We start from the raw sequence: 19,430 nt of genomic DNA on the forward strand, positions 1-19,430 counted from the left end.
CACGTCAGTCCTCATAGACGACGGTGACGTGCTCGGTCGTCGGCTCGCCCTGGCAGGTGAGGACCCAGCCCTCGGCGATCTCGTCCTCCTCCAGCGCGTTGTTGGCGCGCATCTTGACCTCTCCTTCGGTCACCTGGGCCATGCATGTGGCGCAGTTGCCCGCCTCGCACGAGAACGGCGGCGTCAGCCCCGCCCTGCGCGCGCTCTGCAGCAGCGTCTCGCCGGCGCGCTGCGGGACGGTCTTCTTCTTGCCGCCCTGGGAGATGGTGACGGTGCCCTCCTTCTCCGGGCCCGCCGGCGCCTCGTCGGCCGTGGCGAACCGCTCGATGAAGATGCGGCCCTCCTCCACGCCCAGCGACTGCAGGGTGCTCTCCACGAGGTCCATGAAGGGCGCCGGACCGCAGATGTAGAAGTCGGCGTCCTGGTCGGGGCCGGTGAAGCCGCGCACCCGGTCGGCGGTGACGAGGCCGCGCTCGGCGTCGAGGTGGCGCTCGATCTCGAAGCGCCCGGGGTGCCGGGCGGCCAGCTCGGCGAGCTCGTCCCCGAAGATGACCGAGGCGCCGTCCCGGTCGGCCGCCAGCACCCGGACGCGCCGCTGCGTGGTGGCGAGCGCGCTCTTGGCCAGCGACGCGATCGGCGTGATGCCGCTGCCCCCGCAGAACGCCACCAGCGGGGCCGTGGTCTCGCGCAGGCAGAACGCGCCCGCCGGCCGGGTGACCTCGACCAGGTCGCCGGGCCGCAGGTTGTCGAGCATCCAGTTGGAGACCAGGCCGCCCGGCACCCGCTTCACCGTCGTGCGCAGCTCGGTGTCGGTGTCCGGCGAGCTGGACATCGAGTAGCTGCGCAGGGTGCCGCAGGCCTTGAACGTGAGGAACTGGCCCGCGCGGTAGGGGAACGGCGCGTCGAGCGCGTAGGTCCGCGCGTCGGGCGTCTCGTCGATGATCCGCGTGATCCGGACCGGATGGAAGCCATGGTCGTGCGCCATATATGAAATCTAGCTTCTCTAGTACAGAGAATGCAATTCTCTGCACGTGATCGGGAGCACGGGGCCCCGCCGGCCGAGACCCCGGCCCGCGTTCAAGGGCGTTCGGGGAGGGACTCCGAACGCTGGACGGTCCCGGTGATCCCGCTCGCGTCCTGGGCGGCCAGCAGCACCGCCGCCCTCCCCATGGCCTCCGGCGGCTCGACCATCTCCTCGGGGATCTCCCTGCCGCCCCCTCCCGCGAGCCAGCCCTCGGTGACGACGACACGGGACGGCGCCAGGCAGTTCACCGCGATGTTGTCGGGCGCGAGGTCGGCGGCCAGGCCGAGGTACAGGCGCTCGACGGCGGCCTTGGAGACCCAGTACGCGTTCGCGCCCCGGTCGGTCATGCCGACCCCGGACGTCGTCACCGCGACCAGGGAGCCGCCGCCGCGCGCCCTGACGTGCGGGATGACGGCCCTCGTCACCAGGAAGACGCCGGTCAGGTTGACGTCGAGGCACCGCTGCCAGCGCTTCAGCGGCGTCGACTCGACCGGGCCGAGCCAGAGGACGCCGGCGTTGGCGATCAGGATGTCGATGCCGCCGAACGCCTCGGCGGTCGCCGCCACCGCCGACCCGACCGACTCCTCGCTGGTGACGTCGCAGGGCACGGCGAGGGCGCGGCCGCCCGCCGCGGTGATCCGCTCGGCGACCGAATGGATCGTGCCGGGCAGCCGGCCCTCGCGTTCGGACCGCGCGGCGACGGCGACCCCGGCGCCCGCCTCCGCGAGCGCCAGCGCCACCGTCCGCCCGATGCCCCGGCTGGCGCCGGCGACGAACGCGACCTTGCCGGTGAGGGGTCCGGTCACTTCGGCGGGAAGCGCAGCGCGCCGTCGAGCCGGATGACCTCGCCGTTGAGGTAGTCGTTCTCGCAGATGTGCTGGACGAGGGCGGCGTACTCGGGGGTGCGGCCCATGCGCTTCGGGTGCGGCACCTGCGGCCCCCAGTACGCCTCGAGCTGGTCGCCCGCCTTGCCGTAGGCCGGGGTCAGGAACGTCCCCGGCGCGATGGTGACGACGCGGATGCCGAGCGGCGACAGGTCGCGCGCGGCGACGACGGTCATGCCGACGACCCCGCCCTTGGCGGCGGCATAGGGGAGCTGGCCGATCTGCCCCTCGTAGGCGGCGATGGACGCGGTGTTGACGATGACGCCGCGGGCGCCGTCCTCGGAGGCGGGCTCCTGCTTGCCGATCGCGGCGGCGGCCAGGCGCATCACGTTGAAGACACCGGTCAGGTACACCTCGATGGTCGTGCGGAAGCCGGCGAGGTCCAGCGGGGAGCCGTCCTTGCCGACGAGCCGGCCGCCGCTGGCCGGCCCGCCATGGGCGTCCACGGAGATGCGCAGCGGCCCCGCCGCCTCCGCCTCGGCCAGCGCCGCGAGGACGGAGTCCTCATCGGTGGCGTCGGTGCGCACGTACCGGACGCCGAGCTCGTCCTCCAGCGCCTTGCCCTTCTCGTCGGCGAGGTCGGCGACGACCACCTTCGCGCCGGCCGCGTGGAGGCGGCGGACGGTGGCCTCGCCGAGCCCGCCGGCGCCGCCGACGACGATCGCGGAGCTGCCCTCGATCTGCATCGCGTTACCCTCTCTTGCAAGTAGAAATCTTGATGAGAGAGAATAGCATTCTCATGAACATCACCGTGATCGCGGAGATGGCGGCCGCGGGCGACCCGGAGGAGATCAAGAGCTGGGCTCGGGAGCGGCTGCGGTCGTCCAAGACGCCCGACGACATCGTCTTGCGCGCCGAACTCCCGAAGACCGACACCGGAAAGCCGCTGCGCCGCGTCCTGCCGGCCGGATTGGACACAACGTTGGAGAGCACCAGTGCCTGAAGCCGTCATCACCGCCGCCCTGCGCACCCCCGTCGGCACCGCCTTCAAGGGGACCCTGCGCGACACCACCGCCTACGACCTGGCGCACCACGTGGTCTCCGCCGCCGCCTCGGGGCTGGACCCCGACCTGGTCGACGACGTGATCCTCGGCGAGGGCCTGTACGGCGGCGGCGTCGTCGCCCGGCACGCCGCGATCACCGCCGGGCTCACCTCCGTCGCCGGGCAGGCCTGCAACCGGCACTGCGCCGCCGGGCAGGCCGCCGTCCAGGACGCCGCCGCGAGCATCCGCGCGGGCATGGACGAGCTCGTCATCGCCGGCGGCGTGAACTCGGCGTCCACGTCGCCGAAGTCCCGCTTCCGGGACGGCGGCGAGTGGGTCGACCCGTGGAACCCGCCCACCCACCCCGACCGCCCGGACGCCCCGAACCTGGACATGTCCATCACCGTCGGCTGGAACGCGGCCGTCAAGGCGGGCGTGTCCCGCGAGGAGATGGACGCCTGGGCGCTGCGCTCGCACCGCAACGCGGTCCGCGCCATCGACGAGGGCCGGTTCAAGCACGAGATCGTCCCCATCGAGACGCCGCACGGCACGTTCTCCGTCGACGAGCACCCGCGGCGCGACACGTCCATGCAGAAGCTCGCCGCCCTCAAGCCGCTGCACCCGGAGATCGAGGGCTTCAGCATCACCGCCGGGAACGCCTGCGGCAGCAACGACGGCGCGGCGGCGCTCGTCCTCGCGAGCGACGGGCTCGCCGCCCGGCAGGGCCTGCCGGTGCTCGGCACCGTCCGGTCGTGGGCGTCGGTCGGCGTCGACCCCGCCATCACCGGCCTCGCCCCGACGAAGGCGATCCCGAAGGCGCTGGCGCGCGCCGGGCTCAAGCCCGACGACGTCGAGGTCTTCGAGATCAACGAAGCGTTCGCGTCCATGTGCGTCGCCACGGTCGGCATGCTCGGGCTCGACCCGGAGCGGGTGAACGTCAACGGCAGCGGCTGCTCGCTCGGCCACCCGGTCGCCGCCACCGGCGCCCGCATGCTGGTCACGCTGGTGCACGAGCTGCGGCGGCGCGGCGGCGGCATCGGCGTCGCCGCGATGTGCGCGGGCGGCGGGATGGGCTCGGCCACGGTCATCGAGGTCCCGGCGCCGTGACCGCGGACGCCGTGCACGCCGTGGCCCCGCAGGCCTCGGCTCGGTGAACGTCCCCGAGCTGGTCGCCGAGGCGCGCGGCGGCTCCGTCCGGGCCGCCGGACGGCTGCTCAGCCTGGTCGAGGGCGAGCGCCGCGAGGAGGTCCTCGACGTCCTCGGGCCGGCCGCCGCGCGCGTCGTCGGCGTCACGGGACCGCCCGGCGCCGGCAAGTCGACGACGGTCGCCGCCCTCGTCGGGGCCTACCGGGGCCGCGGGCGGCGGGTGGCGGTGCTCGCCGTGGACCCGTCGTCGCCGTTCAGCGGCGGGGCGCTGCTCGGCGACCGGATCCGTATGGCCGCGCACGCCGCCGACCCCGGCGTGCTCATCCGCTCGCTGGCCGCCCGCGGGCACCTCGGCGGGCTGGCGGCCGCCGTGCCCGCGGCGGTCCGGGTGCTGGCCGCGCTCGGCTACGACCCGGTCGTCGTGGAGACGGTCGGCGTCGGGCAGTCGGAGATCGAGGTCGCCTCCGTCGCCGACCCCGTCGTGGTCGTGCTCGCACCGGGGGCGGGGGACGCCGTGCAGGCCGCGAAGGCCGGCCTGCTGGAGGTCGCGGACGTCCTGGTCGTCAACAAGGCCGACCGCGACGGCGCCGAACGCACGGTCCGGGACCTGCGCGCCGAGACCGCCGCCCCGATCCTGACCCTCGTCGCGACGAAGGGGGAGGGCCTGCCCCGGCTCGTCGAGGCGGTCGAGGCCCACGCCCGGGCGGACGACCCCGGCCGCCGGACCGAGCGCGCACGCGCCCAGATCCTCTCCCTGGCCCAGAGCCGCCTGCGCGCCCACTCGGCCCTCACCGAACTCGCGGACGACGTGGCCGCCGGCCGCCGCGATCCGTACACCGCCGCCCGGGAGCTCCTCCGCCGCCCTTCCGAGCCGGCGGACTGACGGCGGTCGGGGGCGTCGACCGCCGTCAGCGGCTCCGCGGCTCAGCGGCTCAGCGGTGGAAGCGCAGCAGGGCCTCCTGCGCGTAGGAGGCGACCAGCGCGCCGTCCTCGGTGAGGACGTCGCCCCTGCCGAAGCAGCGTCCGTGCGCGACGATCGGGCTGTGCTGGCGCAGCAGGAGCCAGCCGCCGGTGCGGAACGGGCGGTGGAACCAGAGCGTGTGCGAGGTGACGGCCGAGGTGAACGCGGTGCCGGCGTCCCGCTGCCCGACGCCCTCGACGGGCCGGAGCGCCGTGCCGATGAGGCTGAGGTCGGTCGCGTAGGCGGTCAGCGCCGGCGCACAGGCCGCGTCGGTGTCGGGGATGCGCATCCAGAGGTCGAGTTCGGGCGGGCCCGAGGCGGCCGAGTCCAGATCGGCGGACGCGCGGGTCTCCCAGGGCAGCAGGCCGATCTCCACGCGGTGCTCCGGGCCGAGGACCGACGGCGGCTTCGGGACCGTCTGGTGGTCGGGCCCGTCCTCGGCGGCGTGCAGGGACACCGAGGCGGTGGCGATGGCGCCGGCGTCCTGGAGCGCCCGGATCGTCAGGACCGCGAAGGTGCCACCCTCGCGGTGGCGCTCCACCTCGTAGCGGACGGGCTCGTCGGTGCGTCCCTCACGCGGGAACAGCGCGTGCAGGGACTTGACGCCCTTGCCCGGGCAGGCGAGCGCCGCCGCCCGGACGAACTGGGCGAGGATCTGCCCGCCGAACAGGCGGTGGTAGCCAAGCCGCTGGTTGCCCCCCTCGAACACGGCGACCACGCCCTCGGCGCCGGCGGACCGGGCCGGGGCCGGCTCGGTGAGGTCGAGGCACGCCAGGAGATCGCTCCAGAGATCGGACATGCCTTCGACTATAGTAAAGCTCTCCAGATATGAGAATGAGATTCTCGGGGTCAGCCGCGGGAGATCCCCAGGGCGCAGAAGTCCCAGACCTCGTCGGCCTCGAGCGGGTGGGCGCTCTCGTCCTCGGCGACGCCGTTCGACTGCGCGACGAACAGGACCGTCTGCATCACCAGGGCGGCCGCCCTGCGCGGGCTGGTCCCCTCCCGCAGCTGCCCGGCGGCCTCGGCCTCCGTCATCAGCTCGGTGAACAGGACCAGCAGCGGCGCGTGCGCGATCTTGACCTCGGCCGGGTGGGAGGTCAGCAGCTGCGGTGCGAAGTCGGTGAACAGCGGGCGCTGGGCGGACGGGTCCGGCCGCGAGAGCTCGAACAGCAGCGTGACCGCGACCTTGAGCCGGGCCAGCGGATCGGACTGCCCGGCCGCGGCGGCCCGGATCTGCTCGGCCGACCGGCGCAGCGCGTCCTCGAACAGGGCGAGGAGCAGCTCGTGCTTGCCGTCGAAGTGCTGGTAGAAGCTGCGCAGCGACTGCCGTGAGCGGTCCACGACCTCCTGCACGGTGAAGTCGGTGGTGTTCTTCTCCGTGATGATCGCCTGCGCCGCGTCGAGGAAGCGCTCCACCCGCTGCTCGGCGCGGAGCTTGGCGGCCTTGGTCGAGCGCTCGACCGCGCGCTGCTTCCAGGCCGGTTCCTCGGCCGGGGCGCTCGCGGGCGGATCCGTCTTCTGTGCCATGTCAAGAACCTTACTGCACGCAGCCGGGATGACGTTCGCAGTCTTACCCCTCCAGCGCCGGAAGGCGACGAGATCACTACTTTCTTATTCAGAGAATGTTATTCTCTCCAACTGTGAGAGCGCTGCGTTGCACCGTGCACGGTTCCCTGGACGACCTGACGGTGGGCGAGATCCCCGAGCCGGTCGCCGGCGCCGGCCAGGTCGTCGTCGACGTCCGGGCCGCCGCCGTCAACTTCGCCGACATCCTCATCATCCAGGGGGCCTACCAGGTCGCCGCCCCGGTCCCCTTCACGCCGGGGAGCGAGTTCGCGGGACGCGTCGTCGAGGTCGGGCCGGACGTGGAGGGGTTCGCCGCCGGCGACGCGGTGTCCGGCTCGGTGTTCGTCGGCGCCTTCGCCCAGCGCGTGGTGGTGCCCGCGGCCAGCCTGACCGTGCTGCCGCCGGACGTCGACCTCCGCGCCGCCGCCGCGTCCGGGGTCTCCTACGCCACCGCCTACCACGCCCTCACGCTCGTCGCGGAGCTGCGCGCGGGCGAGACGCTGGCCGTGCTCGGCGCGGCGGGCGGTGTCGGCCTCGCCGCCGTCCAGCTCGGACGCCTGCTCGGCGCGCGCGTGATCGCCGTCGCGTCGTCGGAGCGCAAGCGCGGCCTGTGCCGCGCCGAGGGAGCGGACGACGCCCTGCCGTACGAGGATCTGAAGCGGAACCTGGCCGGCGCGGGCGGCGCCGACGTGGTGCTCGACCCGGTCGGCGGGGCGCACGCCGAACCGGCCCTGCGCGCGCTGCGCTGGGGCGGGCGCTACGTGACCGTCGGCTTCGCCGCCGGCGAGATCCCCCGCATCCCGCTCAACCTCGTCATGCTGAAGGGGATCAGCGTGCGCGGCTTCGAGTTCGGCGGCTGGGCCCGGCACGACCGCGACGCCCTCGCGCGGGGCCGCGCCGAGCTGACCCGGCTGTTCGCGACGGGCGAGCTGAAGCCGCACATCCACGCCGTCTACTCGCTGGAGGACGCGGCCGGCGCGCTCGCCGCCGTCGCCGGGCGCAGCTCGGCCGGCAAGGTCCTGATCGTGCCCGCGGACCCGGACGTCCCGCACGGGGCCTAGAGCCGCCTGTCGGTCGGCTCGTCGGGCTCGACGCCGAAGGTGTTGAAGGCCATCGCGAGCATGGCGTAGGTGCCGACCGTGAAGACCAGGTCGATGAGCTGGCGCTCGTCGAGGTGCTCGCCGAGCACGGCCCAGGTCGCGTCGGAGACGGTCGAGTCGCCGTGGAGCTCGGCGACGGCCCGCAGCACCGCGCTCTCCAGCTCGCCGGCGGCCTCGCCGCGGCCGGCCGCCTCGATCTCGTCCTCGGACAGGCCGGCCTTCGCCGCGAGCTTCACGTGCTCCGTCCACTCGTAGGCGCAGTCGCGCAGCCGGGCGACCCGCAGGACGGCCAGTTCACGCAGCCGGGGCGGAAGGGTCGAGCGCATCATCATGTAGCCGCTGAACGGCAGGAACCGCTTCGTCAGACGCGGGTTGCGGACCAGCGTGGAAAGCGCGTTGCCCGCCCCGCGCGGGTTGATGAGGTGCTCGGGCAGCAGCACGCCCAGCGCGGCGCGCTCCTCCTCGGTCCACTGCTCACCCGGCAGCGGTGGCAGGCGCATGGTCGGCTCCTCTCGTGAGAACTATATTCTCGAATTCGGTTCGAAGATTCTCACGCTGCCGGTTCGGCCGTCAACGCCGGACCTGCGGCCGAGGCCCGCCGGGCTGCCGGCGCTCTCGCCGGACCCGGTCGCCGTACGGGGTCAGGCGGGCGCGGCCTAGGCGATCAAGAAGTTCTGCGCATGCGGATGCTTGATTCTCAACATACGAGAAGCTAGTTTCCTTGCAGCAAGAGGACGACGCCAGAGGGTCGGCGACCACCTGCTCCGCCAGCCACTCGGGGGGAAGCACCGAGGAGGAAATCCGTGAGAACGCCGACGACCATAGCCGCCCTCGCGGCGGTCGCCCTGCTGGCCGCGGGGTGCGGCCGCAGCGGCGGCGGCGACGAGGAGCCGACGCAGGGCACGGCACCGAAACAGGCCGTCTCGGCCGACTTCGGCGATCTGAAGGACGTGTGCGGGCCCGGCAGCCCGACCAAGTCGCCCGCCCAGGGCGTCACCAAGAGCGAGATCGACGTCGGCGTCTTCAGCGACGTCGGCTTCACCAAGAACCCGGAACTGGTGAACTCCGCGAAGGTGTTCACGTCCTGGTGCAACGAGCTCGGCGGCATCAAGGGCCGCAAGCTCGTCCCGCACATCCGGGACGCCAAGTTCATGGAGGTCCGGCAGCGGATGCTCGAGTCCTGCAAGCAGGACTTCGCGCTCGTCGGCGGCGCCGCCGGGCTCGACGGCATGGGCACCAAGGACCGGCTCTCCTGCCTGCTGCCCGACTTCCCGGCCCAGGTGAGCATGATCAACAACAACGGCTCGGACCTGCAGATCGCCCAGACCGGCGGTGCCTCCTACAACCGGTACGAGGGCTACTGGGAGTGGCTGCTGAACGACGCCTACCCCGGCTCGAAGGGCTCGGTCGGCCTCATCGCGGGCGACTCTCCCGTCACCAAGGGCCTTGGCGGCCAGGCGCAGGAGTCCATCAAGGCGATGGGCGGAAACCTCGCCTACAACGACCTGTACCCCGCCACCGGCGTCTCGGACTGGACCCCCTACGCCCAGGCCATCAAGAGCAAGGGCGTCAAGGGGCTCATCTTCTTCGGGGACTTCACGAGCCTCGCCAAGCTCGAGCAGATCCTCACCGGCATCAACTACAAGCTCGACTGGATCGACGCGAACAACAACTCCTACCTCCCCCAGTTCATCAAGCTGGCGGGTCCGTCCCTGAAGGCCCAGAACAACTTCGTCGACCTCAGCGGCCTGCATCCCTTGGAAACGGCCTCGGACAACGCCGCGACGCAGAAGCTGCAGGCGCTCTACAAGAGGTACGCCCCCGGGGCGGACGTCACGAGCGTCGCGCTGCGCAGCTTCTCGGCGTGGCTGCTGTTCGCCAAGTCGGCGGCCACCTGCGGAGACGACCTGACCCGCAAGTGCGCCTACGAGGCGGCCCGCAAGGAGACCGCATGGACCGGCGGCGGTCTGCAGGCCCCCGTCGACCTCACCAAGAAGGACGCCCCGCTGGACTGCTTCAACGTGGAGAAGGCCACACCGGACGGCTGGAAGCCGGCCGACTTCAAGCCCAACAAGGGGGCGTACCGCTGCGGCGCCCCCACGCACAAGTACGTCGGCAACTTCGGCAAGCCGCTCACCCTCGCCGATGTCGGTAAGAGCATGAACGACTTCAAGTAATGGACCAGTTCCTCGCCTTCACGATCGTCGGGCTGAGCACCGCCGCGATCTACGCGGTCATCGGCAGCGGCCTGGTGCTCACCTACGTCACCACCGGCGTGTTCAACTTCGCGCACGGCGCGGCGGGCATGCTGGCGGCGTTCGCCTACTGGCAGCTGTCCGACGGCTGGGGATGGCCGGTCCCGGTCGCCCTCGCCGTGGTGCTGCTGGTGCTCGCGCCCGCCCTGGGGCTGTTCATAGAACGCGTGCTGCTGCGTCCCGTCCAGCACCTGGGCGAGGCGGAGCGGATGGTGATGATGGTCGCGCTGCTGAGCGGCCTCATCGCCGCCGCGCGGTGGATCTGGGACCCCAACGTGGCCCGGCCGCTGCCGACGTTCTTCGCCGACCGGACGCCGATCCACTGGGGATCGGTCACGATCACCTGGCACCAGGCGCTCACCATGGCGGTCGCCGTGGCGGTCGCCGCCGGCCTCTGGGCCCTGCTGAACCGGACCCGGACCGGCGCGGAGATGCGGGCCACCGTGGACGACCGGGCGCTGGCCGGGCTCACCGGAGCCGACCCGGTGCGCGCGAACCGGGTCGCCTGGGTGCTCGGCACGCAGCTCGCGGCGGTCGGCGGCATCCTCATCGCGCCGGCCGTCGCGCTGGACGCGCAGCAGCTCTCCCTGCTGATCGTCAGCGCCTACACCGCGGCCATCTTCGGGCGGCTGCGCAGCCTCCCGCTGACGTTCCTCGGCGCGGTCGTCGTCGGCTGCATGGAGAGCTACCTGACCGGCTACCTGCCGCAGAACGACTACCTTCCCGGGCTGCGGCTGGCCGCGCCGGCGCTACTGCTGTTCCTGGCCCTGCTGCTGTTCCCGCACCGGCGGCTGCGCGGCCGGGACCGGAGGCTGGCGCCCGTCCCGCTGCCGTCCATGCGCGGCGCGCTGGTGTTCGCCGGGACCGTCGTGGTGTTCGGCGTGGTGCTGGCCACCGTCCTGCAGGGCACGGACCTCATCACCCTCGGGCCGCTGCTGCCGCTCGGCGTGGTCGCGCTGTCGTACGTCCCGCTGACCGGATACGCGGGCCAGATCTCGCTGTGCCAGCTGAGCATGGCGGGGATCGGCGCGGTCGTCTGGGCGCACCTCGGCGCGCACGGGCAGCCGTGGGCGCTGGTGGTCGCGGTGCTGGTCGCGGCGGTGGCGGGCGCGCTGATCGCGTTGCCGGCGCTGCGCCTTTCGGGGGTGTACCTGGCGCTCGGCACGGCGGCCTTCACGGTGGTCCTCGACCGGTGGATCTTCACGCTGCCGTCCTTCCACGTGCTGGGCGTGCGCATCGCGCTGTTCGAGCAGGGCTCCCTGGAGGTGCACGGGCCGTCGATGCTCGGCCTGCGGCTGGACGGCGAGCGCGGGCTGATGGTGTTCTCGGCCGTCTGCCTCGCGCTGGTCTCGCTCGGCGTCGCGGCGCTGCGCCGCGGCCGGTTCGGGCGGCGGCTGATCGCCCTGCGCGACAGCGAGGCCGCCTACGCGACGCTCGGCGGCAACCTCCTGGTCGCACGGGTGGCGGTCTTCGCGCTGGCCGCGGGGATCGCCGGGCTCGGCGGCGCGCTCTACGGCATGCAGATGCGCACGATCACCGCGGACCAGTTCAACCTGGTGGCCGGGCTGCCGATCTTCCTGATCGCGGTGATCGGCGGTCTCGGATACGTGGGCAACGGGCTGTTCGCCGGGACGGCGTTCGTCGGGCCGAACATCCTGCTCGACCTGGCGTCCTGGACGCCGAACCTCGTGGCGATCGCCCCGGCGCTGGCCGGGATGGGGCTGGCCGGCAGCCCCGACGGCATCGTGACCCGGTTCCGGCGCGAGTGGGACCCGGTCGCCCGCGACCGGGTCGTCCTGCCGGCCCTGCTGGGCGCTCTCGCGCTGGCGTGGCTGCTGCGAATCCTGGACGCGGTCAACGGCTGGGTGCTGCTGGCGGGCGTCCTGGTCGTGGCGTTCGCGCTGCGCGAGTACGCGGCGGCGCGGCTGCGGTCCCCGGCCGAACCGGAGGTCCCGGTCGAGTGGTGGGGCGTGCGGCGTCCCTGGCGCGCCGAGGACGGGGAGGTGCTGGCCCGTGGCATCGCTCGAGGTTGAGGGGGTGACCGTCGCCTACGGCGGGAACCTCGCGCTCGACGGCGTCGGCATCACCGCCGAACGGGGCCGCGTCACCGGGCTGATCGGCCCGAACGGAGCGGGCAAGAGCACCCTGTTCGACGTCGTGTCCGGACTGCGGCGGCCGTCGGCCGGACGCGTCCTGATGGACGGCCGCGACGTCACCCGCAAGGGGCCCGCGCGGCGGGCCCGGCACGGGCTCGCCCGCACCTTCCAGCGGCTGGAGCTGTTCGGCCGGCTCAGCGTCCGCGACAACCTGCTCGTCGCCGCGGAGCTCGGCCCGGGCCGGCGGCACGCCGCCCGCCTCGTCGAGGAGATCATCGACAGGATCGGGCTGGCCGAGGTCGCGGACGTCCTGGCGGACGCGCTCCCGACCGGCGTCGCGCGGCTGGTCGAGGTGGGCCGCGCCCTCGCCGTCCGGCCGACGCTGCTGCTCCTCGACGAGCCCGCCGCGGGGCAGGACGCCGGGGAGACCGAGCGGTTCGCCGCGCTGCTGCGGTCGCTGGCCGGCGACGGGACCGCCGTCGTCCTGGTGGAGCACGACATGGGCCTCGTCATGAGCGTGTGCGACGAGGTGCACGTGCTCGACCTCGGCAAGGTCATCGCCGCCGGGCCGCCCGAGGCGGTCCGGCGCGACGAGGCCGTCCTCGCCGCGTACCTGGGGGAGTCGTGACCAGCGCCGTGTTCGAACTGCGCGACGTGCGCGCCGCGCATGAGCGGATCACCGTCCTGCACGGGGTGAGCCTGAGCGTCGCCGCGGGGCAGGTGGTGGCGCTGCTCGGCCCGAACGGGGCCGGCAAGACGACCACGCTGCGGGTGGCCGCCGGGGTCCATCCGGTCGAGTCGGGCCGGCTGCTGCTCGGCGGGCGCGACCTGACCGGGGCCCGCCCGCGCGACCTGGCCCGCGCCGGGGTCTGCCTGATCCCCGAGGGCCGCGGGGTGTTCCCCAACCTGTCGGTGCGCGACAACCTGCTGATGATGACCTTCACCGGCCGCAGCCGGGCGGAGATCGAGGAGATCGCCTTCACGCGGTTCCCCGTCCTCGCCAAGCGCGCCTCGCAGATCGCCGGGACCCTGTCCGGCGGCGAGCAGCAGATGCTCGCCCTCGCCCGCGGCCTCGCCACCGACCCCGCCGTGCTGCTGCTGGACGAGCTGTCCATGGGGCTGGCGCCGCTGGTCGTCGGGCGGCTGTACGAGCAGGTCGCCGAGGTCGCCCGCCAGGGGGTGGCGGTGCTGGTCGTGGAGCAGTTCGCCGCCGCCGTCCTCGGGATCGCCGACCACGCGGCCGTGCTGGTGCGCGGCCGGATCGAACGGCGGGGGCGTCCCGACGACGGGCTCCGCGCCGACCTGTCCGCCCTCTACCTGGGGAGTTCCACATGAGCCCGACCGAGACCAGACCCACCGAGCCGGGCCGCGAGGAGCGCGGGTCCGGCGCGGACGCCCCGCAGGAGGCGCGCGGCGCCCAGGCCGCGGAGGAGCCGCGCGGCGCGCAGGCACGGGCGGACCGCTTCGTCCAGGAGCTGGCCGAGCTGAAGATCCCGGACCCGGCGGCGGGCCGCGCCGCGCTCTGGCTGCGCCTCGGCGGGGTGCTGATGGTCGCCGGCGTGGCGCTCGCCGTCACCGCCTACCTCGTGTCCCACGGCACCCGCGACCCGCTCCTGCAGCGGGACGCCATCACGCTCGGCCTCGGCGGCGTCACCGCAGCGGTCGCCGGGTCCGCGCTGTTCCTGCGCTACTCGCTGACCGGGTTCCTGCGCTTCTGGATGGCCCGGCAGTCCTACGACATCGCCCAGCTCGCCGACCGCCTGCTCGAGAAGGAGGTCCGCAAGTGACCGCACCGGCACCGCGCACCGGTGACCAGCTCGCCAGCACCGTCTGCGACACACGGGTGATCGTGGTGCGCGCCCCCGCGGGCGGCGCGCCGGAGATCGCCTGCGGCGGGAGCCCGATGGTGCCCGCCTCCGCGCGGGGGGACGCCGCGCCCGCGAAGCCCGGGGGAGGGGAGGCGGCGACCCTCCTCGGCAAGCGCTACGTGGACGCCGACGGGACGCTCGAACTCCTCTGCACCCGCTCCGGAGCGGGCGAACTCACCTGCGGGGGCGTCCCGATGACCCTCAAGACGGCCAAGCCCCTGCCCGCCTCCGACTGAAGGGAACGCCATGAAGCGCGACGACATGATCCTCATCAGCGTCGACGACCACATCATCGAACCGCCCGACATGTTCGTGAACCACCTGCCGAAGAAGTACCAGAACGACGCGCCGCAACTGGTCCACCGCGAGGACGGCACCGACGTCTGGAAGTTCCGCGACACCGTCATCCCGAACGCGGCGCTCAACGCGGTCGCCGGGCGTCCCAAGGAGGAGTACGGGCTGGAGCCGCAGGGCCTGGACGAGATCCGGCCCGGCTGCTACGACGTGAACGAGCGCGTGAAGGACATGAACGCGGGCGGGATCCTGGCGTCGATGAACTTCCCGTCCTTCCCCGGGTTCGCGGCGCGGCTGTTCGCCACCGAGGACTCCGACTTCTCCCTGGCGCTGGTGCGGGCCTACAACGACTGGCACATCGACGAGTGGTGCGGGGCGCATCCGGGCCGGTTCATCCCGATGGCGCTGCCGGTGATCTGGGACCCGCAGCTGTGCGCGGACGAGGTCCGCCGGGTGGCCGCCAAGGGCTGCCACTCGCTGACCTTCAGCGAGAACCCGGCCGCGATGGGCTACCCCAGCTTCCACAGCGACCACTGGGATCCGCTGTGGCGGGCGCTGGTCGAGACCGGCACGATCCTCAACGTGCACATCGGCTCGTCGGGGCGGCTGTCGATCCCGGCGGTCGACTCCCCGCCCGACGTGATGATCACGCTGCAGCCGATGAACATCGTGCAGGCCGCCGCCGACCTGCTGTGGTCGCGGGTCATCAAGGAGTACCCGGACATCAAGATCGCGCTGTCGGAGGGCGGCACCGGCTGGATCCCGTACTTCATGGAGCGGGTCGACCGGACCTTCGAGATGCACGCCACCTGGACGCTGCAGGACTTCGGCGGCAAGCTGCCCAGCGAGGTGTTCCGCGAGCACTTCCTGACCTGCTTCATCAGCGACCCGCTCGGCGTGCGGCTGCGGCACGACATCGGCATCGACAACATCTGCTGGGAGGCCGACTACCCGCACAGCGACTCGATGTGGCCGGGTGCGCCCGAGGAGCTCCACGAGGTGCTGGAGCGCTGCGAGGTGCCGGACGACGACATCAACAAGATGACGCATCAGAACGCCATGCGCTGGTACCGCTTCGACCCCTTCGCGCACATCCCGCGCGAGCAGGCCACCGTCGGGGCGCTGCGCAAGGCCGCCGAGGGCCACGACGTGTCCATCCAGTCCCGCAGCACCCGCCTGATCACGCCGGAGGAGAAGCTCGAGGGCTACCGGTCGCGGGCGCGCGCGGCGACGGCGGCGGCGGCGAAGTGAGCGACCTCGTTCTGACCGAGCGCGTCGGCGGCGTCCTGGTGGCGACGCTGAACCGGCCGGAGGTCCGCAACGCCCTCAACCCGGCGCTGATGGGCGAGCTGTCGGCGGTGCTGCGCGCCGCCGACGCCGACCGCGACGTCCGGGCGATCGTCGTGACGGGGGCGGGGCCGGTGTTCTGCGCCGGCCTCGACCTGAAGGCCTTCACGGCGGGCGGCGACTTCACGGGCCTGGTCTGGTTCTTCCGCGAGGGCGTCGCCACGCCGGTCGTCGCGGCGCTGAACGGCCCCGCGCTCGCGGGCGGCTTCGAACTGCTGCTGGCCTGCGACCTGGTCGTCGCCGCCGAAGGGGCCGAGCTCGGGCTCGCCGAGGTGAAGCGGGGCCTGTTCGCGGCGGGCGGCGGGACGACGCTGTCCGACCGGGTGCCGCTGGCCGTCGCGCTGGAGATGGGCCTGACCGGCGACCCGGTCACCGCGGCCCGCGCCCGGGAGATCGGACTGGTGAACCGGGTCGTCCCGGCGGACCGGGTGCGGGCGGAGGCCGTGGCGCTGGCCGCCCGGATCGCCGAGAACGGTCCGCTCGGGGTGGCCATGACGAAGAGGCTGATGCGCGAGCGCCGGTGGGCCGCTCCCGACGAGGTCGAGCAGGTCTTCCGCAGCGCCGACGCGGCGGAGGGCGCCCGCGCGTTCGCCGAGCGCCGGTCCCCGGTCTGGAAGGGCGAGTAGCCCGGTTCCGGAGGCCGCCCGGCCGGTCCCCCGCCGGGCGGTAGAAGGCGGCGAGGCCGGGCGGCGGGGAGACGCGGCCGGCCGCGGATCATTACCGACAGGTGACCCTTGTCACATGCGCCAAACTAACCTAATGTACCTTCAGTAGGTTTTGCGGAGGTGTCCGGTGACCGATCAGCGGCCGTACGCCGCGCTCCTCGCCAAGGGCGAGGACCGCAGGCAGCTCATCCTCTCGGTGGCGCAGCGCCTGCTGCGCACCTACGGGTGGCGCGGCATCACGCTCGGCCAGATCGCCCGGGAGGCCGGGGTCAGCCCCGCGGGCCTGCTGCACCACTTCGAGTCCAAGGAGCAACTGCTGAACGCGGCGCTCGACGACCGCGACGCCCGCGACGACGCCAGGGCCGACCGGACGACGGACGACATCATCGGGCAGTTGCGCCGGGTCCCTCGGCGGTTCGAGGAGACCCCGGACCTCATCGGGATGTTCGCGGTCCTCCAGATGGAGAATCTGGACCCCGCCGCCCCGCTGCACGATCGGTTCCTCGGCCGGTACCGGTCGACGGTGGAGATCATCGCCGAGACCATCAGACGAGGCCAGCGCACCGGCCGGTACCGCACCGACCTGGACCCGGCCCTCAAGGCCGTGGAGATCGCCGCCTTTCTCAACGGGATAGAGGCATCATGGCTGCTCGACCCTTCGATTCCGCTGACCGAGGTCTTCAGGGAGTACACAGACTCGCTCGCCCGCCAGCTCGCTGCGCCCCCCGACGCACCCTGAGAAGCCGGCTCCTCGTCGTCGCGCCGAGCATGGCCGACGCGGTCCGCTGCGCGGGCGGCTGGCTGTTCGACCGCGTCGCGGCCGGGTGGGACGTCACCGTCCTCACCGAGGACCACGCCGACCCCCGCCCGCTGCGGATCCTCGGCGCCCGGCCCGCCGACCTGCACTGCGCCCTGTCCTCGCCCGTCCAGGGTCCGCGACCGCGGGCGATCGCGGTCTGCGGAGGCCTGTACGGATCCGACCCGCGCGTCCGGCGGATGGTGACGCGGGCCAGGGACGAGATGGTGGAGGTCACGCTCTGGGACGGCACGGGCCCCGCCGCGGAGCCCGCCGGCGCCGGTTCCGCGGGGGACGAGGAGTGGCTGCCGCATCGGCTCAGCGTCGCGGCGCGCGCCTTCAAGGCTCAGGCGATGGCGGCCGCCTCGGTCCCCGCCGACGCGGCCGGCGCGACCGAGTTCTTCCGCAGGCGCGAGCCGGTCAGGGCCTGAGCGTGCAAATCACCGCCTGAGCGCGGATCACCCGAGCGCGGCCAGGATGTGCGGCAGGTCGACCGTCGTGCGGATCCCGGGCGGCGCCGCGCAGACGGCGGGCACCGCGTTCACGGCACGGTTGGCCGTGTAGCCCGGGGAGACGGCCGCCATCCGCTCGATCGGCACGGGGAACCGCATGTCGATGTCCAGCGGGGCGTCGCCGTCGACCGCGATGTGCCAGCCCGTCGCGCGGACGTCCCATTCGGGGTCCAGGTCGGCGGTGCAGTACCAGACGGCGCGGAAACGCAGCACCGCCTTGCCGCCGCGGATGCCGGAGACCGTGATCCGCTGCGCCGCGACCGTGCCGGCCTCCAGCTCGCCGGCGGCGATGCGGACACCGCCGCGGGCGGTGGCGACCTCCCCGTCCGCCTCCAGCGAGTCGAGGGGCATCGACAGCGCCTCGGCGACCAGCCGCAGCGACGGCCCGAAGCTGACCCGGCCGTGCGACAGCCGCCCCTCGTCGAACGCCGCGGGCGGCTTGCCGAACCCCATCACGTCGAACAGCAGGCCCGGCGAGTCGCGCCGGGACAGGTCCGCGAACTCGCTGATGGTCAGGCGGTCGAGGCGCCGCTGGATGGACGCGAGCGTCAGCGGGACGGCCTCGCTGATGAAGCCGGGGCTGCTGCCGGTGCTGTGGATCGAGGTGCCTCCGCGCTCGCAGGCGGCCTCCACCCGCTCGCGGACCTCGGGTGGGACACTCGCCGGATGGTGGAACTCGCCGCGCGTGGTGACGACGTTGGCGCCGGCCTCCAGCAGCCGGCACACCTCGCCGACGTCGAGGGCGCGCGGCATGTAGAGCACGCAGTCGGCGCCGAGCGCCAGGATCGCGTCGATGTCGTGGGTGGCGGCGACTCCGATGGGGGCGAGGCCGCACAGCTCGCCGGCGTCCGTCCCGGCCTTGCCCGGCGTGTGGACGTACACGCCCGCCAGGTCCAGGGCCGGATGCTCGATGACGCCGCGGAGGGCGCGGGTGCCGATGTTCCCGGTCGCCCATTGGACGACGCGGTGCTTCACGAGGGCCGTCCGAAGTGCGGGATCTGCATTGAGACTCCAATTCTCCGTTTGGAGAATGTTAATCTCATAATAAGAGACGGTCAATATCCTCGGCGACCGGCGGAACCGGGGAACGGTGAGGAGGCAGGGATGCGCATCGGGTTCGTCGGCGCGGGGCGGATGGGCCGCCCCATGGTGGAACGGCTCGTCGGCGCTGGCCACGAGGTCCGCGCGGTGGGGCGGTCGGCCGCGGCGCGCACGGCGCTCGAGGGCATCGGGGCGCGGGCCGTCGCCGGCGCGGCCGACGCCGCCGAGGGCGCGGACGCCGTGATCGTGTGCGTCTTCGACGACGCCCAGGTCCGGGACGTCTGCCTCGGCGGCGACCTGCCGGCGCGGATGCCGAGGGGATCGGTCGCCGTGCTGCACACCACCGGCAGCCCCGGCACCGCGCGGGCCGTCGCCGAGCGCGCCGCGCCCCACGGCGTCGGCGTGGTCGACTGCCCGGTCAGCGGCGGGCCGCACGACATCGCGGCCGGCCGGCTGACCCTGTTCGCGGGCGGGGACGCCGACGCCCTGGCGAAGGCGCGGCCCGCGCTGGGGGCCTACGGCGACCCGGTGATCCACGCCGGGCCGCTCGGGGCCGGGCAGAGCGTGAAGCTGGTCAACAACGCCCTGTTCGCCGCGCAGATCGGACTGATCGCCGACGCCGTCCGGCTGGCCGGCCAGATGGGGCTGGACGAGGCCGGGCTCCTCGCGGCGCTCCCGCACGCGAGCGGCGCGAGCCGCGCGCTGTCCGGGGTCGCGGCCCGAGGCTCCGTCGCGGCGTTCGCGCGCGCGGTGCACGCGTTCCTCGCCAAGGACGTCGAGGTCGTGCGGGCGGTCGCGGCCGAACTCGGCGGCGACCTCGGCGCCATGGACCGCGCCATCGGCGCGCTGGACGGCGTGCTGGACGCCGGCGAAGCCTGAGGGTCCGGGCTCG

The 19,430-nt window shown here is 73.3% G+C and carries 22 protein-coding genes; 15 read left to right on the forward strand and 7 right to left on the reverse strand.

Annotated features, from left to right (window positions below):
* Positions 1-4 precede the first annotated feature (4 nt).
* From F8568_RS19055 to F8568_RS19065, 3 genes are all read right to left on the reverse strand, one after another.
* On the reverse strand, positions 5-985 hold the full coding sequence (locus F8568_RS19055; protein ID WP_151594910.1) for a ferredoxin--NADP reductase: 981 nt from the start codon (positions 983-985) through the stop codon (positions 5-7).
* Positions 986-1,077: 92 nt separating this feature from the next.
* The gene (locus tag F8568_RS19060) at positions 1,078-1,830 is read right to left on the reverse strand and encodes an SDR family NAD(P)-dependent oxidoreductase (protein WP_151594911.1); all 753 of its coding nucleotides are present in this window, start codon (positions 1,828-1,830) and stop codon (positions 1,078-1,080) included.
* Complete coding sequence (locus F8568_RS19065) at positions 1,827-2,594, reverse strand: SDR family NAD(P)-dependent oxidoreductase (protein WP_151594912.1); 768 nt, start codon at positions 2,592-2,594, stop codon at positions 1,827-1,829. Before F8568_RS19065 ends, F8568_RS19060 begins: the two co-directional genes overlap by 4 nt.
* A 53-nt stretch (positions 2,595-2,647) precedes the next feature.
* Between F8568_RS19065 and F8568_RS19070 the strand changes: the two genes are divergently transcribed.
* The 3 genes from F8568_RS19070 to meaB are packed head-to-tail and all read left to right on the forward strand — an operon-like array spanning position 2,648 to position 4,920.
* Positions 2,648-2,851 (forward strand): AMP-binding enzyme, encoded by a 204-nt coding sequence (locus F8568_RS19070; protein ID WP_202125144.1) that lies wholly within the window; start codon positions 2,648-2,650, stop codon positions 2,849-2,851.
* Positions 2,844-3,998, forward strand: coding sequence for a thiolase family protein (locus F8568_RS19075; protein WP_151594914.1), 1,155 nt, complete (start codon positions 2,844-2,846; stop codon positions 3,996-3,998). Before F8568_RS19070 ends, F8568_RS19075 begins: the two co-directional genes overlap by 8 nt.
* 43 nt (positions 3,999-4,041) lie before the next feature.
* A complete protein-coding gene (gene meaB / locus F8568_RS19080; RefSeq protein WP_151594915.1) occupies positions 4,042-4,920 on the forward strand; it encodes a methylmalonyl Co-A mutase-associated GTPase MeaB in 879 nt (292 codons plus the stop codon).
* Positions 4,921-4,969: 49 nt separating this feature from the next.
* Here the strand turns inward: meaB and F8568_RS19085 are convergent, their stop codons facing one another.
* Positions 4,970-5,797, reverse strand: a complete 828-nt coding sequence (locus F8568_RS19085; RefSeq protein WP_151594916.1) for an acyl-CoA thioesterase — start codon at positions 5,795-5,797, stop codon at positions 4,970-4,972.
* A gap of 50 nt (positions 5,798-5,847) precedes the next feature.
* Complete coding sequence (locus tag F8568_RS19090) at positions 5,848-6,525, reverse strand: TetR/AcrR family transcriptional regulator (protein WP_151594917.1); 678 nt, start codon at positions 6,523-6,525, stop codon at positions 5,848-5,850.
* Between the two features lie 113 nt (positions 6,526-6,638).
* Here F8568_RS19090 and F8568_RS19095 point away from each other — a divergent pair, with 113 nt between their 5' ends.
* Positions 6,639-7,625 carry an NADPH:quinone oxidoreductase family protein gene (locus F8568_RS19095; RefSeq protein ID WP_151594918.1) on the forward strand — a complete coding sequence of 329 codons (987 nt, stop codon included), beginning with the start codon at positions 6,639-6,641 and terminating at the stop codon, positions 7,623-7,625.
* Here the strand turns inward: F8568_RS19095 and F8568_RS19100 are convergent.
* Positions 7,622-8,164: a carboxymuconolactone decarboxylase family protein gene (locus F8568_RS19100; RefSeq protein ID WP_151594919.1), complete on the reverse strand. Its 543-nt coding sequence runs from the start codon at positions 8,162-8,164 to the stop codon at positions 7,622-7,624. The two genes, F8568_RS19095 and F8568_RS19100, sit on opposite strands and share 4 nt — an antisense overlap.
* 303 nt (positions 8,165-8,467) lie before the next feature.
* Between F8568_RS19100 and F8568_RS19105 the strand changes: the two genes are divergently transcribed.
* From F8568_RS19105 to F8568_RS19150, 10 genes are all read left to right on the forward strand, one after another.
* Positions 8,468-9,841, forward strand: coding sequence for an ABC transporter substrate-binding protein (locus F8568_RS19105; protein WP_151594920.1), 1,374 nt, complete (start codon positions 8,468-8,470; stop codon positions 9,839-9,841).
* Positions 9,841-11,952: an ABC transporter permease subunit gene (locus F8568_RS19110; RefSeq protein WP_151594921.1), complete on the forward strand. Its 2,112-nt coding sequence runs from the start codon at positions 9,841-9,843 to the stop codon at positions 11,950-11,952. The genes F8568_RS19105 and F8568_RS19110 overlap by 1 nt, the downstream gene beginning before the upstream one ends.
* The gene (locus F8568_RS50465) at positions 11,933-12,643 is read left to right on the forward strand and encodes an ABC transporter ATP-binding protein (protein WP_151594922.1); all 711 of its coding nucleotides are present in this window, start codon (positions 11,933-11,935) and stop codon (positions 12,641-12,643) included. The genes F8568_RS19110 and F8568_RS50465 overlap by 20 nt, the downstream gene beginning before the upstream one ends.
* Positions 12,640-13,350 carry an ABC transporter ATP-binding protein gene (locus F8568_RS19120; RefSeq protein WP_328600952.1) on the forward strand — a complete coding sequence of 237 codons (711 nt, stop codon included), beginning with the start codon at positions 12,640-12,642 and terminating at the stop codon, positions 13,348-13,350. Before F8568_RS50465 ends, F8568_RS19120 begins: the two co-directional genes overlap by 4 nt.
* Entirely contained in the window at positions 13,347-13,802 is a 456-nt protein-coding gene (locus F8568_RS19125) for a hypothetical protein (RefSeq protein ID WP_202125146.1), read from the forward strand. Before F8568_RS19120 ends, F8568_RS19125 begins: the two co-directional genes overlap by 4 nt.
* Entirely contained in the window at positions 13,799-14,119 is a 321-nt protein-coding gene (locus F8568_RS19130; protein ID WP_151594923.1) for a hypothetical protein, read from the forward strand. Before F8568_RS19125 ends, F8568_RS19130 begins: the two co-directional genes overlap by 4 nt.
* A 10-nt stretch (positions 14,120-14,129) precedes the next feature.
* The gene (locus F8568_RS19135) at positions 14,130-15,428 is read left to right on the forward strand and encodes an amidohydrolase family protein (protein ID WP_151594924.1); all 1,299 of its coding nucleotides are present in this window, start codon (positions 14,130-14,132) and stop codon (positions 15,426-15,428) included.
* Positions 15,425-16,150: an enoyl-CoA hydratase-related protein gene (locus tag F8568_RS19140; protein ID WP_151594925.1), complete on the forward strand. Its 726-nt coding sequence runs from the start codon at positions 15,425-15,427 to the stop codon at positions 16,148-16,150. Before F8568_RS19135 ends, F8568_RS19140 begins: the two co-directional genes overlap by 4 nt.
* Before the next feature lie 166 nt (positions 16,151-16,316).
* Positions 16,317-16,928 (forward strand): TetR/AcrR family transcriptional regulator, encoded by a 612-nt coding sequence (locus F8568_RS19145; protein ID WP_151594926.1) that lies wholly within the window; start codon positions 16,317-16,319, stop codon positions 16,926-16,928.
* 29 nt (positions 16,929-16,957) lie between these two features.
* Positions 16,958-17,416: a hypothetical protein gene (locus F8568_RS19150; protein ID WP_151594927.1), complete on the forward strand. Its 459-nt coding sequence runs from the start codon at positions 16,958-16,960 to the stop codon at positions 17,414-17,416.
* Between the two features lie 27 nt (positions 17,417-17,443).
* Here F8568_RS19150 and F8568_RS19155 read toward each other — a convergent pair whose 3' ends face one another.
* The gene (locus tag F8568_RS19155; RefSeq protein ID WP_151594928.1) at positions 17,444-18,472 is read right to left on the reverse strand and encodes an NAD(P)H-dependent amine dehydrogenase family protein; all 1,029 of its coding nucleotides are present in this window, start codon (positions 18,470-18,472) and stop codon (positions 17,444-17,446) included.
* 129 nt (positions 18,473-18,601) lie between these two features.
* Here F8568_RS19155 and F8568_RS19160 point away from each other — a divergent pair, with 129 nt between their 5' ends.
* Complete coding sequence (locus F8568_RS19160) at positions 18,602-19,417, forward strand: NAD(P)-dependent oxidoreductase (RefSeq protein WP_151594929.1); 816 nt, start codon at positions 18,602-18,604, stop codon at positions 19,415-19,417.
* Positions 19,418-19,430: the final 13 nt, after the last annotated feature.

Origin of the sequence: Actinomadura physcomitrii, from assembly GCF_008923205.2 — a bacterium.
Classification (GTDB): domain Bacteria; phylum Actinomycetota; class Actinomycetes; order Streptosporangiales; family Streptosporangiaceae; genus Spirillospora; species Spirillospora physcomitrii.